At 69.4% G+C, this 13462-nt stretch carries 14 protein-coding genes; all 14 read right to left on the reverse strand.

Annotated features, from left to right (window positions below; all coding sequences use genetic code 11):
• Nucleotides 1–8 precede the first annotated feature (8 nt).
• Genes ACMGEZ_RS06345 through ACMGEZ_RS06410 form a run of 14 tightly spaced genes read right to left on the reverse strand, consistent with a single transcriptional unit; the run spans nt 9 to nt 13457 of the window.
• Entirely contained in the window at nt 9–1115 is a 1107-nt protein-coding gene (locus ACMGEZ_RS06345; protein WP_436821412.1) for a porin, read from the reverse strand.
• Nucleotides 1116–1143: 28 nt separating this feature from the next.
• Nucleotides 1144–2115: a PDR/VanB family oxidoreductase gene (locus ACMGEZ_RS06350; protein ID WP_436821413.1), complete on the reverse strand. Its 972-nt coding sequence runs from the start codon at nt 2113–2115 to the stop codon at nt 1144–1146.
• Between the two features lie 46 nt (nt 2116–2161).
• Nucleotides 2162–3199 carry a Rieske 2Fe-2S domain-containing protein gene (locus ACMGEZ_RS06355; RefSeq protein WP_436821414.1) on the reverse strand — a complete coding sequence of 346 codons (1038 nt, stop codon included), beginning with the start codon at nt 3197–3199 and terminating at the stop codon, nt 2162–2164.
• Nucleotides 3200–3212: 13 nt separating this feature from the next.
• Nucleotides 3213–3434 (reverse strand): recombinase-like helix-turn-helix domain-containing protein, encoded by a 222-nt coding sequence (locus ACMGEZ_RS06360; protein WP_106554704.1) that lies wholly within the window; start codon nt 3432–3434, stop codon nt 3213–3215.
• A gap of 52 nt (nt 3435–3486) precedes the next feature.
• On the reverse strand, nt 3487–4482 hold the full coding sequence (locus ACMGEZ_RS06365) for a Bug family tripartite tricarboxylate transporter substrate binding protein (RefSeq protein ID WP_436821415.1): 996 nt from the start codon (nt 4480–4482) through the stop codon (nt 3487–3489).
• An 11-nt stretch (nt 4483–4493) separates the two neighbouring features.
• Entirely contained in the window at nt 4494–5465 is a 972-nt protein-coding gene (locus ACMGEZ_RS06370) for a VOC family protein (RefSeq protein WP_436821416.1), read from the reverse strand.
• Between the two features lie 13 nt (nt 5466–5478).
• Complete coding sequence (locus tag ACMGEZ_RS06375; protein ID WP_436821417.1) at nt 5479–6954, reverse strand: aldehyde dehydrogenase; 1476 nt, start codon at nt 6952–6954, stop codon at nt 5479–5481.
• 6 nt (nt 6955–6960) lie between these two features.
• Nucleotides 6961–7761, reverse strand: coding sequence for an aspartate dehydrogenase (locus ACMGEZ_RS06380; RefSeq protein WP_436821418.1), 801 nt, complete (start codon nt 7759–7761; stop codon nt 6961–6963).
• A 9-nt stretch (nt 7762–7770) separates the two neighbouring features.
• Entirely contained in the window at nt 7771–9468 is a 1698-nt protein-coding gene (locus ACMGEZ_RS06385; protein WP_436821419.1) for a thiamine pyrophosphate-binding protein, read from the reverse strand.
• A complete protein-coding gene (locus ACMGEZ_RS06390) occupies nt 9461–10294 on the reverse strand; it encodes an SDR family oxidoreductase (RefSeq protein WP_436821420.1) in 834 nt (277 codons plus the stop codon). The genes ACMGEZ_RS06385 and ACMGEZ_RS06390 overlap by 8 nt, the downstream gene beginning before the upstream one ends.
• Nucleotides 10295–10304: 10 nt before the next feature.
• Nucleotides 10305–11132 (reverse strand): IclR family transcriptional regulator, encoded by an 828-nt coding sequence (locus tag ACMGEZ_RS06395; protein WP_436821421.1) that lies wholly within the window; start codon nt 11130–11132, stop codon nt 10305–10307.
• A gap of 26 nt (nt 11133–11158) precedes the next feature.
• Nucleotides 11159–12031: an alpha/beta fold hydrolase gene (locus ACMGEZ_RS06400; protein ID WP_436821422.1), complete on the reverse strand. Its 873-nt coding sequence runs from the start codon at nt 12029–12031 to the stop codon at nt 11159–11161.
• 20 nt (nt 12032–12051) lie between these two features.
• On the reverse strand, nt 12052–12606 hold the full coding sequence (locus ACMGEZ_RS06405) for a cupin domain-containing protein (protein ID WP_436821423.1): 555 nt from the start codon (nt 12604–12606) through the stop codon (nt 12052–12054).
• A 35-nt stretch (nt 12607–12641) separates the two neighbouring features.
• Nucleotides 12642–13457: an SDR family oxidoreductase gene (locus ACMGEZ_RS06410; RefSeq protein ID WP_436821424.1), complete on the reverse strand. Its 816-nt coding sequence runs from the start codon at nt 13455–13457 to the stop codon at nt 12642–12644.
• Between the last annotated feature and the right edge of the window lie 5 nt (nt 13458–13462).

Raw genomic sequence — 13462 nt, forward strand, 5'->3', positions numbered from 1 at the left:
ACGCCGCGCTAGAACGCGTGGCGAATGCCGAACTCCGTGCCCCTCGACGCGCGGTTCGGCGCCGTGGTGGAACCTGCAAGCGCCTGCGTCGCGCCATTGCGGTTGCGCAGATAGGCCACGGTGCCGTACAGCGCCGTGCGCTTCGACAGGTTGTAGACATAGCCCAGCGCGAGCTTCGAGGTCGTGGGCTCCGGCACGTTGCCCACCGGCTCGCGCTTGTAGCGCGCGTACGAACCCTTGATCTCGCCCACGCCCACCGGCAGGCTGAAGCCCAGCAGTGCGCCCTTGCCGTCCACCGCGCCCAATGACTCGCTGTAGATCTCGCCCATCAGCTTCAGGCTCATCAACGACTCGAAGACATAGGACGCGCCGATGTTCGACACGCGCAGGTCCCCGGTTGCGTAGCGCGTCTTGCCGGTAGCGAGCGTCACGTTGAACGGGCCGCTGAGATAGCCCACCCGGATCCCCGCGTAGTCGCCGTCGTCGCGGTTCGAGATCAGCGTGCCCGGCAGCACGGAGCGGTTGTCGTTCTCGCCCATCGCGTACATCACCTGCCCGTAGAAGCCGCCCAGGTTCGGCGGCAAAAAGTAGCCGATGCTGTTGGAGGCACGCGTGCCCGTCGGTGCCGTGAGGCCGCCCAGGCCCGAGAAGTAGAGCTGATTGGCGCCGATGCCGCCGCCGGTTCCGAAGGGATCGTAGAGCGCCGTGTTCCAGAAGGTCGGCGTGTAGTCGCGGCCCAGGCGCAGCTCGCCGAAGCCGCCGGAGAAGCTCACGGTCGAGCGCCGGTTGAAGGTCAGCAGACCCGGGCCGGCCGCGCCACTGGCCTGGTTGTTGGTGTTCGAGTTGAAGCCGGTGCCGTTGTCGTTCTGCAGGCCGGCCTCCAGCCAGAAGCTCGCGGCCAGGCCGCCGCCGAGGTCTTCGCTGCCGCGAAAGCCCAGCCGGCTGAAGCTGTTGCCGCTGTTGGTCAGCTGCCATTTGCTGGAGGAACCATAGCCCGACCCGGTGGTGTACGTGACGGCGGCATCGACGACGCCGAAGAGCTGCACGGAGGAGGATTGCGCGCAGGCGCCGGCCGCAGCCGCGCATGCGGCCGCGGCCACAAGGGATTTCTTCATTGGAGTTTTCGGAGAGGTAGTTGAGAAACTAGATGTCGAGCACCAGCGGCCCACGCTTGCACTGCGAGACGCAGATGAACATGGTCTTGTTCGCGGCCTGTTCGGCCTTGGTGAGGATGCCGTCACGGTGCTCGATCTCGCCGGCCGAGATGATCTTCGTCTCGCACGCGCCGCACACGCCTTCCTTGCAGCTGTGGTCCGGGTTGAGACCGGCGTCGATCAGGCTGTCGAGGATCGACTTGCCCGGCGGCACCTCCACGCTCTTGCCGCTTTTCGCGCACTCGACGATGTAGGTCTCGGTCGCGCTGGGCGCCTCGACATGCGCGGCCGAGAAGCGCTCGATGTGCGCATGCGCGTAGCCCAGCTGCTCGCAGGTCTTCTCGAAGGCATCGAGCATGGGCCCCGGGCCGCAGCAGTAGAAGTGGCTGTCGGCGCTCTTGCCGGCCAGCAGCGTCGCGAGATCCGGCGGCGCCCCTTTGTCGGCATCGAAATGCCAGGTCAGCGCGACCTTGTTCTCGCGCGCCAGTGCGTCGATGGCATCGCAGAAGGCGGCTTCCTTGCGCGTGCGTGCGCAGTAGATCATCTCCACCGGCTTGCCGATGGCGACCAGCCGCTGCAGCATGCACCAGATGGGCGTGACGCCGATGCCGCCGGCCACCAGCACCGAGCGCTGCGCGTCCTCCTGCAGGTGGAAGTTGTTGCGCGGGGCCGAGATCGGCAAGGTCATGCCTACGCGCAGCTGCTGGTGCACGTAGCGCGAGCCGCCACGGCTCTTGCGGTCGTTGGCCACGCCGACCACGTAGCGCTGGCGGTCGCTGGCCGGGTTGCACAGCGAGTAGCTGCGCACCAGGCCGTTGGGCAGGTGCAGGTCGATGTGCGAGCCGGCTTCGAAGGCGGGGAACTCCACCTCGGGCGAAGCCGGGCGGAACTCGACGCTGACGATGCCCTCGGCCTCGTAGCGCATGGTGTGCACGAGCGCATTGAGCGTGGGGGAAGACATGGGCGTGGACCTCTGGAAAACCGTACTCTGGAAACCGTAAGAGACCTCAGGCGGCGGCCTGCGCCAGCTGCGCTTGTGCCAGGTTGCGCATGTGGCGGCGCAGGCGCACGATGCCCAGGTCGTGCTGGTACAGGTTCTCGTGCTGGTTGGCATCGGGCTCCATGTCCTCCAGCATCACGCGGTCCTGCTCCAGCACGTGCCAGTGGCGCGCCTCCAGCCGGTTCTTGTAGAGGAAGCGCCAGGTGTCGCGCTCCCAGCCGGGCGGCAGCTTGCGCACTCGCCAGAAGAAGGTCGCGGTCATGCCGTCGGGCATGGGGGAGAAGGCGCCGATGATGATGAAGTTGCCGCCGGGCCCGCCGGTGCGCGGGTACGGGATCTCCAGCCGCATCCAGTGCATGCCGGTGTCGGCCCATTCGGTCCAGTCGAAGTTCACGTTGCGCTGGCCCTCCTTCTCGAACACGAAGCCGTGGTCGGTCGGGCGGATGCCGAACTTCGCCTGCGACTCGCCCTCGGCCATCGAGTGCGACTGCTTGTGCAGGAAGGTGCCGTGCATCGGGTCCATCACGTTGTCGAGCACGTAGCGGTAGTCGCCCTTCCACTCGGTGTAGCAGAGGAAGGACGAATACTGCGCATCGTCCGAGAGCTGCTCGGGCAGCACCAGCGGCGGCGGCACGTCCACCGGTTCCTTCGCGTTGTAGAGGAACACGGCGCCGGCGCGCTCTTCCACGTGGAAGTGGCGCGTTGCCTTCGAGCCCTCGAGCTTGCAGCCGGGGCTTCCGGGCACGCGCGTCACCACGCCGTCATGGCGCACTTCGACGCCGTGGTAAGGGCAGGACAGCCGGTCGCCCAGGATTACGCCCTGCGACAGCGGCGCGCCGCGGTGCGGGCAGCGGTCCTCCAGCGCATGCAGCTTGCCCTCGCCGTCGCGCCACAGCGCCAGCTTGCGGCCCAGGCGGCGCAGCGAGACGGGGTTCTCGCGGATGAAATGCGAGGGGCAGATCGGGTACCAGAGGTCCTTCAGGCCGATCTCGAGCAGTTGGTCCACCGGGTCTTGCGCGACGGGTTGGATGGCAATCGTGGTCATGGTGCTGTTCTCCTCAGGCGCCGAGCTTCGCCATTTCCTGGCGGTACAGGTCCTCGGTCCAGCGCTGGCCGCCGGGCGTGGCCAGGCCGCTGTCGTTGAGCCGTTCGACCAGGCCGGCGAGGTCGTGCACGCCGTCGCCGAAAGCGCGCTCGATCGCGTCGCCCAGCAGGTCTTCGTAGGTGGTTGCCGGGCGCTGGCGCGCCTGGTGGGGTTGCAGGTAGCGGTCTTGTTGCATCGTGGCCTCCGTAGAAAGAGAGATGGGTTCAGGCGAGCGGCGGCGGCACTTCTCACTCGGCCACGATGTTGCGGGCCTTGATGATCCTGGCCCACATCGCGGTCTCGTCGCGGATGTAGACGGCGAACTCGCCGGGTTTCATGGTCGCCTCGGTCATGCCCTGCGCCTTGAGGCGATCGCGCACCTCGGGCTCGGCGAGCATCTGCGCCGCATCCTTCGCCAGCTGCTCGGCCACCGCGGGCGGCGTGCCGGCCGGCGCAAGCAGGCCGTACCACGAGGTCACGGCCACGCCCTGGATGCCCTGCTCCGCCAGCGTCGGGATCTCCGGCGCTGCCGGGCTGCGCTTGGCTTCGGTCACGCCGAGCGCGACCAGCTTGCCGTTCTTGAGGAAGGGCAGCGTGGCGGGCAGGTTGCTGAACATCAGCGGCACCACGCCGCCCAGCACGTCGTTGAGCGCGGGCGCGGTGCCCTTGTAGGGCACGTGCAGCAGGTCGATGCCGGCCTGCTGCTTGAAGAGCTCGCCCGCCAGGTGCAGGCCGCTGCCCACGCCCGGCGAGGCATAGGAGAGCGTGCCCGGCTTCGCCTTCGCCTGGGCCACCAGCTCCTTCGCGGTCTTGATGCCGGCGGAGGGCGAGGCCACCAGCACGTTGGGTGCCTTGGCCAGCATGGTGACGGGCACGAAGTCCTTCTCGATGTTGAAGGGGAAGTTCGGCATCAGCGTCGGGTTGATGGTCAGGTTGCCGGCCGGCACCACCAGCAGCGTGTGGCCATCGCCCTTCGCGCGCTTGACCTTGTCGATGCCGATGTTGCCGGCCGCGCCGGGCATGTTCTCGACCACGGCCGCCTGGCCGTAGCGCTTGGCCAGGCCTTCGGAGAGCACGCGTGCGAGCGTGTCGACCGGACCACCAGGCGGGAACGGCGAGACGATGGTGAAGCGGTCGCTCGAGAGCTGCTTTTCGACCGCGGTCTGTGCGTGTGCGGTGACAGTGGTGGCCAGCGCCACCAAGGTGGCGCCGGCAAGGGACAACAGGGAGGTACGTCGTTGCATGGTCTTCAAAGTCACTTTTTCTCGGTGAGGAACTTGCCCTGCGGGCCTTCGGCGTTCTTCTGCCGGCGCGTATTGCCATCGAGCCCGCCATCGACCGCCCATTCGGCGAATACCGTCGGGCCCGGCTCGAACTCGCGCGGCTGCCACTCGGCCGTGAGCTGGTCCTCGTCGGCGTAGTACTCGATCAGCCCGCCTGCCGGGTTCTTGAAGTACCAGAAGTAGGCCGACGAGATCGGGTGCCGGCCCGGGCCCAGCTGCGTTTCCCAGCCGCAGCGCGAGAAGTGCAGCCCGCCGCCGAAGACCTCGTGGATGTCGCGCACCGTGAAGGCCACGTGGTTGAGCCCGCGCTTGCCCGAGGGCAGCTGCAGCAGGAACAGGTCGTGGTGCCCGCCCTCGGGCGCGCAGCGCAGGAAGGCGCCGCGATTGGGGTAGCTGTCGGAGCCCACGAAGCCGAAGCGCTGCGCGTAGAACTCGGCGGTGGTCTTCACGTCGGCGACGAAGAAGACCACGTGGCCGACCTCGATCGGCGTGGCGCGCTCGTACACCGGCGCGGGCTGGTTGATGCGCGGCTTGGCGTTCCAGGTGTTCATCGCGCCGCAATCGACCTCGATGCTGCGCTTGCGGCTGACCTGCAGGCGCACCGCAAGGCCGTTCGGGTCGGTGCAGCCGATGCGGCGCGCGCCCTCGGCTTCTGCGTCCAGGAAGCCGGGCTCATCTGCGATGGCTGCGGCGTAACGGGCGAGGTCGGCGTCGCTCTCGACGCCCCACACCACTTCGCGAAGGGTCGGGCCCTCCTCCATCGCCGGCGGCAGGCCGGGCCTGTCCATTGCGGCCACCACGACGCGGCAGCCGTTGAGGCACTCGAAGACGAGCTCGTCCGCCGTCTCCGATTTCAGCGCCAGTCCCCAATCGGAGAAGAAGCGCCGGCAGGTCGGCAGGTCGTCTGCCGCGTAAGTGATCTGGTCGATTCCAAGAATGCTCATTGCATGACTCCGTTCAGTTGGCCCACGGCAGTGGTTGCTCGTTGGTGCCCCAATACATGCTCTTCTGCTCCATGTACTGGAAGATGCCCTCGCGTCCCTTCTCGCGGCCCAGGCCGCTGTCGCGCCAGCCGCCGAAGGGCGTGGAGACCGAGAACTGCTTGTAGGTGTTGACCCAGACCGTGCCCGCCTGCACCGCGCGCCCCAGGCGCCAGGCGCGCTTGAAGTCGCGGCTCCAGACGCCGGCGGCCAGCGCGTAGACGCTGTCGTTGGCCTGCGCGATCAGCTCCTGCTCGTTGTCGAAAGGCATCGCCACCAGCACCGGGCCGAACACTTCTTCCTGGCTGATGCGCGCGCCGTTCGTGAGGCCTTCCAGGATGGTGGGTGTGTAGTAGTAGCCGCGTTCGAAGTCCGCGCCATGCGGGCGCACGCCACCGGTGCGGATGTGCCCGCCCTCGGAGACGCCGAGCTCCACATAGCGCTCGATGCTCTCGCGGTGCTTCGCGGTGATCAGCGGGCCCATCTGCGTGCCCTCCGAGGCCGGATCACCCACCCGCAGCGCCTTGGCCGCCTCGGCCAGGCGCGTCACGAATTCGTCGTAGATGCTGCGCGCCACGAAGAGCCGCGAGCCCGCGATGCACGATTCGCCCGAGGAGCTGAAGATGCCGTAGAGCACGCCGTTCACCGCGTGGTCCAGATCGGCATCCTCCAGCACCATGGTGGGCGACTTTCCGCCGAGCTCCAGCGACACCGGCATCATCTTGTCCGCCGCGATGTGGGCGATGTGCTTGCCCGTCGCGGTGCCCCCGGTGAAGGACACGCGCTTGACCAGCGGATGCTTGGTGATCGCATCGCCAATTACCGAGCCCTTGCCCGGCAGCACGCTCACGATGCCCTTCGGCACGCCGGCGGACTCGCAGATGCGGCCCAGCTCCAGCGCCATCAGCGGCGTGACTTCGGCCGGCTTGACGATCACCGCATTGCCCGCGGCGAGCGCCGGCGCGAGCTTCTGCGCCTCGCTCGCAATCGGCGAATTCCACGGCGTGATGGCAGCGACCACGCCCATGGGCTCGTGCACGCTCATCGTCACGAAGGGGCCGCGCGAGGGCGTGATGGCCTCCTCCAATGTCTCCACCGCCGCCGCGAAGAACTGGAAGGTGCCGGCCGCGCTGGCGACCAGTGCGCGCGTCTCGTTGATGGGCTTACCGTTGTCCAGGCGCTGTTTCTGCGCCAGCGGCTCGGCCTCGTCGCGGATCAGCTGCGCCACGCGATGCAGCACCGCGGCGCGCTCGTGCGGCAGCTTCTGCGCCCAGCCGCTGGTGCGAAAGGCCTGGTCGGCGCGCACGATGGCTTCCTCGACGTCGGCCAGGCTCGCAGCCTTGAGGCGTGCAATAGGTTCGGCGGTGGCGGGATAGAGGCTCTCGTAGGCGTCGCCGCCGCCCAGGCGCCATTCGCCGGCCACGTTGATGGGGAGGAGTTCTGTGGAAATCATGATCAATCAGATGGCAAGAGCCGCGGCCCGGTTGCGCAGGGCGCGAACGGCGCTGTAGACCGTCAGCGCTGAAGTCTTGGGATTGGCCGCCAGCGGCTTGTTGCGCATGCTCAGCTCGAAGCTGCCGAAGGCACCCTCGGCTTCGACCGTGTGCACGTTCTCGTCCACTGCCGGATCGGCAATCAGCCGCACCTGCGTGCGGTCCAGCCCCAGCCCGGCGAGCGACACCGTGGCCGCCACGTTGGCGTTCTTGGGATAGAGCGCGGCGGCCTCGCGCGCACTGCCTTCGAAGATCACGCATTCGGCGCTCAGCGCATCGAGGTCGCGGCCCTGCTCCGCCGGCGTGCCCTTCCAGGCGCGCGGCGGCTTGCGGCCGGTGTAGCGCACGCTGTCGAGCCCGCCGATGCGGGCCGCAGCCAGCGCATCGATGGCGCCGATGGCGCCGGCGATCAGCTGCACCTGGGTGCCGCCGGTGATGGCCGCGATCTCGAGCTTTTCCGCGAGGCCTTGCGCGGACAGCGCGCCCACCGAGGCGACCACGCAGGGTGTGCCGCGCCGCAGCGCGGGCAGCACGTGTTCCTCGATGGCCGCGTGGCCGGCGGTCTCGACCACCAGGTCGACGCCGGATGCAGGCACGCCGGTCCCGACCTGCACGCCGGGCGCCAGCGTCTGCAATGCGGCCTGCGCCGCGGCCAGGCCGTCGGCCGGGACGACCACGGCCACCACCGCCAGCCCTGCATCGCCCTTCAGCAGCTCGATGACCGAGCTGCCGATGGCGCCACAACCGATGAGTGCCACGCGCAGCATGTCAGTGCCTCACTTCGCCAACGCAGGGATCTGCGTCACGGTGTTGGTCGGCGGGCCGGCGAAGGTGCTCTTGAAGCCGCCGATGGACAGCATGTCGATCTCCAGCAGGAAGGGGCCGCGCGCGGCCAGCGCCTCGTCGAGCTGGCCCTTCAGCTCCTCCAGGCGCGACACGCGCGCGTGCGGCAGCGCGATCGACTTGCACAGCAGCGCGTAGTCGGGCGTGTGCAGATCCGCATAGCAGCGGCGCCCGCCGTACTGTGCGTCCTGGATGTTCTTGATCACGCCGTAGCTCTTGTCGTTCATGAGCACGATCACCATCGGGGCCTCTTCCTGCACCATGCAGGCGAGCTCGCCCAGGTTGAGGATGAAGCCGCCGTCGCCGGCCAGGCAGAAGGTCTTGCGCCCCGAGCCGGTGACCGCGGCGCCGATGGCCGCGCCGATGGCCATCGGCATGCCCTGGCCGATACCGCCGCCCGTCGCGTGGACCCCCGCACTCGGCTCGAAGATGCGCAGCTCGCGGTTGCCCCAGGTGCTGTTCGAGACGGTCACGTCGCGCACCCAGTTGAAGCTGCGGCCCGCCACGGACTGGATCTGGCGCACGAGTTCCGCGTAGGGGCCGAGGCCGTCGCGCAGCGTGGCGACCGCCTGCTCGTGCGCGGCGCGCAGGTCGGTGAGCAGCGCCGGATCGGCCTTGTAGTGCAGCGCTTCCAGCCGGTCGGCCAGCCCTTCGAGCGCGAGCGTGGCATCGCCGCAGACGAAGGCGTCGGTCGCGTAGCAGCGGCCTTCCGCCGCGGCATCGGCATCGATGCGGTACAGCGGGCGCGGCAGCTTGAGTTCGTACTTGAGCGTCTCGTTGCCGCGCAGGCGCGAGCCCACCACCAGCATCGCGTCGCAGCTCTGGTAGAAGGCCTCGACCGGCTTCTGGATGTTGTAGGCGCCGAGCGAGCCCGGATCGTCCTCGGGCACGATGCCGCGGCCCTGCGTGGTCGTCACGACACCGAAGCCGAGCTTCTGCAGCCGCCTGATGGCCGCGCCGGCGCGACGCGCCCCGCCGCCGATCCACAGCATCGGGCGCTTGGCAGTGGCGAGGCGCGCGGCCAGGGCATCGAGCCCGGCCTTGGAGGGCACGGCGGCCTCGATGGGCAGCGGTGAGAGGTCGGCCGGCATCGTGGTCAGCGCCGACTGGATGTCGATCGGGATCTCCACGCTGACCGGGCCGGTGGGTGCGGTCAGCGCGACCTGCACCGCCCGCTTGAGCGTGCCGAGCACGTTGTCGACGCTGCGCACGCGGAAGGCCGCCTTGGAGATGGCCTTGAGCATGGCCAACTGGTCCGGCGCCTCGTGGATGTAGGACATGCCCTTGTCCAGGTAGGGCGTCTCGATCTGGCCGGTGATGTGCAGCACGGGTGCGCCGGCGGTGAGGGCTTCCACCATGCTGCCGGCGATGTTGCCCGCCGCCGGACCGGTGCTGGTCACGCACACGCCAAGGCTGGCGGTCGAGCGGGCATAGGCATCGGCCATGTTGCCCGCGCCGGCCTCGCCGCGCGCGGAGATGAAGCGGATGGCCCCCCGTTGCGCGAAGGCGTCGAGGATCGGCATGTTGTGGATCGAGATCACACCGAAGGCCGCCTTGACGCCGCACTGCTCGAGGAAGGCGGCGACGACGGCGCCGACGGTGACCTGCGCGGGGGTGGATGGGTTATGCATGACGGGACAGGCCTCCAGAGATATCGATGTGGCTGCCCGTCGTGTACGACGCGAGGGGCGAGGCCAGGAAAAGAATCGCCCGCGCGGCTTCGGTCGGAAGCCCCAGGCGACCCAGCGGGATGTGCTTGCTCTGCGCGAGCTGGCCGCTCCAGGCGGACCAGTCGAGCGACTTGTCTTCGCGCGCCTCGAAGCGGCGGCGCCACTGGCCCGACTCGACCAGGCCGATCAGGATGCCGTTGACGCGCACGCCCTGCGGCGCGAACTCGGTGGCCATGGAGCGCACCAGGTTCAGCAGGCCCGCGCGCGCGGCGGAGGTGGCGACCATGTGCGGCTCGGGCTGGCGCGCCAGCAGCGAGTTGGCGCAGACGATGGCTGCATCGCCCCACACCGCGCGCTGCGCGGCGAGCTGCGGCAGGAAGGCGCGGGTGGGATGGATGACGGAGAAGAACTTGAGGTGCAGCTCCTCGGTCCAGGCCGCGTCCGTCGTGTCGGCGAAGGTGGAGACGCGGCCCTGCCCGGCGTTGTTGACGAGCATCGAGGCCGGGCCGAGCGCGGCCTCGCTGGCCGCGGCGAAGGCCCGCACCGAGGCCGGGTCCAGCACGTCGCAGGTCTGGGCGAAGAGCCTGGCCTCGGGCTGCACTTCGCGCAGGCCGGCCACCGCGCGCTCGAGCCGCTCGGCATTGCGGCCGCACAGCGCGACCGCGGCGCCGCAGCCGAGCAGGGCTTCGACGGTCGCGAGGCCGATGCCCGACGAGCCGCCGGTCACCACGGCCACGCGGCCGGCGAGTGCGTCGGCGGCGAAGAAGGAAGAAAGGGATGCAGCCATGTCGTCGGCCTCAGGCGCTGCGCAGCGGGACCACCTTGGCCTTGCCGGCGGGCGCGTAGTTCAGGAGGCCCGAGATCTCGTCGGCAGTCTCGCGCACGCGGCGCACCATCTCGTCCATGCGGGTCTCGTCGATGCGGCCGGAGGTGATGGTCGCGCCCAGTGCGGCGGCGATGTGGCCGCTGTGGTCGCGCACCGGCGCGGCGATGGTGGAGATGTTCGATTCGAAGAAGCCCTCGCCCAGCACGTAGCCGCGCTCGCGGTCGGCCTGGACCATGTCGAAGAGCTCGTTGACGGTCTTGGGCGTGCTCGGCGAGAAGGTCTCCAGCTTGTCCTCGGGGTAGAGCGCGCGCAGCTGCGGCAGCGTCAGGTCTTCCAGCAGGATGCGGCCCAGCACGGTCGCGTGGGCGGGCAGGCGCGTGCCGACGCTGACCGAGCTCGCGAAGGGCGTGGGCGGGGCGACCTTCGCCACGTAGACGATGGAGCGGCCGTCGCGCACCACCAGGTTGCAGGGCGTGCGCAGCTCTTCGCACAGGCGATTGAGCAGCGGCGTGCCCAGCTGCGTGAGCTCCAGGGAAGCCAGGTACTCGAAGCCCAGGCGCAGCACGGCCAGGCCAAGGCGGTAGTCGCGGCCGCCTTCTGCGCGTTCGAGGAAGCCCATGTTCTCCAGCGTGCTGAGCAGGCGGAACACGGTCGAGCGCGGCAGGTCGAAGCGGCGCGCCAGCTCTGGCGCCGACAGGGTGCGGCTCTCGCGGCTGAACTCGCACAGCATGCGAAGGCCGCGTTCCAGCGCGGGCACGTTGTAGCGGTCGGCGCCCTCTTCCATCAGGTCGTTGCTCATAGGTCTCTCGTTCCTTGTTTCGACGATCAGGCCGCCAACGCGTCGCGCAGCAGCGCGGCGACGGCAGTGGGCCGTTCCACATAGCTCGCGTGACCCGCCTCCGGCAGCAGCTCGAGCGGCACCCCGCATTGCCTTGCCACCTCGGCACAGGCTTCTGGCGTGGTGACCACGTCCAGCGCGCCGCAGGCCACGCGCACCGGCATGGCAGGCGGCAGGTCGGCCATGAGGTCGGCGCCGCACAGCAGCTCCACGGCCTGGCGGTACCCTGCATCGTGCAGGCGGGCCATGTTCCAGCGCACCCACTGGCGCGCGGTCTCGCTCGCGTGCGCCGAGACCAGCCGGCCCGAGCGCTTCGCGGCCATGCCGGCGACGCCGAGCTCATCGAGCGTGCCCAGGCGTTCGGCGCGCACCCGGGCCCGCGCCTCTGCACGGCCCGCGGCGCCGTACCCGGCGGCCGGGCTGATCAACAGCAGCTTCGAGATGCGCGACGCCAGCGGCGAGCCGGGGCCCGCCGCAGCCGCAGCCATCAGCGCGCCGAGCGAATGGCCGACCAGCACGCACGATGAAATCTCCAGCGCATCGAGCAGGCCATGCAGGCGTTGCGCGTAGTCGCTTGCCACAGGTGCCTGCGCGGGGATCGGCGTCGATTCGCCGTAGCCCGGCGCATCCCACGCCACCAGCCGCGCTTCGCCTTCGAGCAGCAGGGCCGTGTCCAGCCACGAGGCCGAGCCCGAACCGATGCCATGCAGGCACACGATCGCCGGTCCCGCGCCGCACTCGCGCACCGAGACCACGGCGCCGCCCTGCACCGGCACGCTGCGCGCCGGGAAGCGCGACTCGAGGCGCGCCAGCTCGGAAGCCGGCAAGGTCTGGACGTCGATCACGGCTGCATCGCTCATGGCTGTACGGTCCCGCGCGCTCAGCGCTTGATCCTGGCCAGCGGGTGATCGGCGGGGTACGTCGGCGTGACCGGCTTCTTCGCGCCGAGCATCACGCACATCAGCGCATCCTCGTCGCCGATGTTGATCTCCTCGCGGTACACGCCAGGGGGCACCGAGATCAGGTCGCGATCGGTCAGCACGGTCTCGTAGCGCTCGCCCTCGGGCGTGGTCAGTACCACCTTGAGCTTGCCGCGCAGCAGGAAGAAGACCTCTTCCACGTCCACATGCAGGTGCGGCGGGCCTTCGTGGCCGGCCGGGATCACCATGGTCGAGAAGGTGAAGTGCTCGGCGGGCACGGTGTTGACGTCGCTCGCCACGCCGGTGCCGCCGGTGCCCACGTAGCGCATCTGCGCGCGGCGGAACTTGGGGTCGAGGTCGGCCTGGAACTTCAGCGCGTCCCAGTCGTACTTGCGGGTCGAATAGCGCGCGATGCGGGTGTTCATCCACGCCTCGAGGCTCGCGCCGGCCGGGCGGCGCAGGGTTTCGCCGACGTTGCTGTCGTCGAATTTCTTTTGCTCGGACAAATCGCTCATCGAAAACTCCTTGAAGAAATCAGTGCATCACTGCATCAGTGCATGACGAAGCCGCCGTTGACGGCGAGCAGCTGGCCGGTGACGAAGCGCGCCAGGCCGGAGAGAGAAAAGAGCACCGCGCCGCAGACGTCCACCGCCTGCTGCTCGCGCGGGAGGGCGCGGCCCTCGAGGTATTTCTGGTGGCGCGCCAGCGGCACGTACTCCGTGGCCTCCACCAGCGTGAGCCCGGGCGCGACGGCGTTGACGGTGATGCCGGACTCGCCCCACTCCCGCGCGAGCGAGCGGGTCATCGAGATCACGGCGCCCTTGCTCGAGGCATAGGCCAGCAGCTTGGGCGCGCCCCAGAGGGCGGTGTCCGAAGCGAGGTTGACGATCGCGCCGCGCCCGCTCTCTGCCAGCGCCGGCTGGCAGGCGCGGCTCATGAGCCAGGTGCCGCGCACGTTGACGTCCATCACGCGGTCCCAGGTTTCGATGTCCAGCGCATGCGCGTCGCGGCCGCCCGAGTTCGTGATCGCGGCGTTGTTGACCAGGCCGTCGAGGCCGCCGAGCGCTTGCACTGCTGCGGCGGCGCAGGCCTCGATGGAGGCCGGATCGCACAGGTCCAGCGCCAGTGCATGGGCCTTGAAGCCGGCCTCGCGCAAGGCCTGCGCCTCGGTCTCGGCAAGCTCCGAAAGGATGTCGGCCAGCACCACGGACCCGCCCGCGGCGGCGATGCATTTCGCGAACGCCAGCCCGAGGCCGCGGGCGGCGCCGGTCACCAGCACGCGGCGGCCGGCGAGCAGATTGGCCGGCAGCTCGGCCAGCAGGGCCTGCAGGCTGTCGGGATCGGGGATGGCCTTGAGCTCGGTCATGTTGC

This window comes from Variovorax stachyos (assembly GCF_051400855.1).
Lineage (GTDB): Bacteria > Pseudomonadota > Gammaproteobacteria > Burkholderiales > Burkholderiaceae_C > Variovorax.

Excerpts from the sequence above, each read along its gene's own strand:
- ACMGEZ_RS06405 (WP_436821423.1), bottom strand. The coding sequence starts at position 12,606 with ATGAGCGATTTGTCCGAGCAAAAGAAATTCGACGACAGCAACGTCGGC.
- ACMGEZ_RS06390 (WP_436821420.1), bottom strand. The coding sequence starts at position 10,294 with ATGGCTGCATCCCTTTCTTCCTTCTTCGCCGCCGACGCACTCGCCGGC.
- ACMGEZ_RS06385 (WP_436821419.1), bottom strand. The coding sequence starts at position 9,468 with ATGCATAACCCATCCACCCCCGCGCAGGTCACCGTCGGCGCCGTCGTC.
- ACMGEZ_RS06345 (WP_436821412.1), bottom strand. The coding sequence starts at position 1,115 with ATGAAGAAATCCCTTGTGGCCGCGGCCGCATGCGCGGCTGCGGCCGGC.
- ACMGEZ_RS06355 (WP_436821414.1), bottom strand. The coding sequence starts at position 3,199 with ATGACCACGATTGCCATCCAACCCGTCGCGCAAGACCCGGTGGACCAA.
- ACMGEZ_RS06360 (WP_106554704.1), bottom strand. The coding sequence starts at position 3,434 with ATGCAACAAGACCGCTACCTGCAACCCCACCAGGCGCGCCAGCGCCCG.
- ACMGEZ_RS06400 (WP_436821422.1), bottom strand. The coding sequence starts at position 12,031 with ATGAGCGATGCAGCCGTGATCGACGTCCAGACCTTGCCGGCTTCCGAG.
- ACMGEZ_RS06410 (WP_436821424.1), bottom strand. The coding sequence starts at position 13,457 with ATGACCGAGCTCAAGGCCATCCCCGATCCCGACAGCCTGCAGGCCCTG.
- ACMGEZ_RS06365 (WP_436821415.1), bottom strand. The coding sequence starts at position 4,482 with ATGCAACGACGTACCTCCCTGTTGTCCCTTGCCGGCGCCACCTTGGTG.
- ACMGEZ_RS06370 (WP_436821416.1), bottom strand. The coding sequence starts at position 5,465 with ATGAGCATTCTTGGAATCGACCAGATCACTTACGCGGCAGACGACCTG.
- ACMGEZ_RS06380 (WP_436821418.1), bottom strand. The coding sequence starts at position 7,761 with ATGCTGCGCGTGGCACTCATCGGTTGTGGCGCCATCGGCAGCTCGGTC.
- ACMGEZ_RS06395 (WP_436821421.1), bottom strand. The coding sequence starts at position 11,132 with ATGAGCAACGACCTGATGGAAGAGGGCGCCGACCGCTACAACGTGCCC.
- ACMGEZ_RS06375 (WP_436821417.1), bottom strand. The coding sequence starts at position 6,954 with ATGATTTCCACAGAACTCCTCCCCATCAACGTGGCCGGCGAATGGCGC.
- ACMGEZ_RS06350 (WP_436821413.1), bottom strand. The coding sequence starts at position 2,115 with ATGTCTTCCCCCACGCTCAATGCGCTCGTGCACACCATGCGCTACGAG.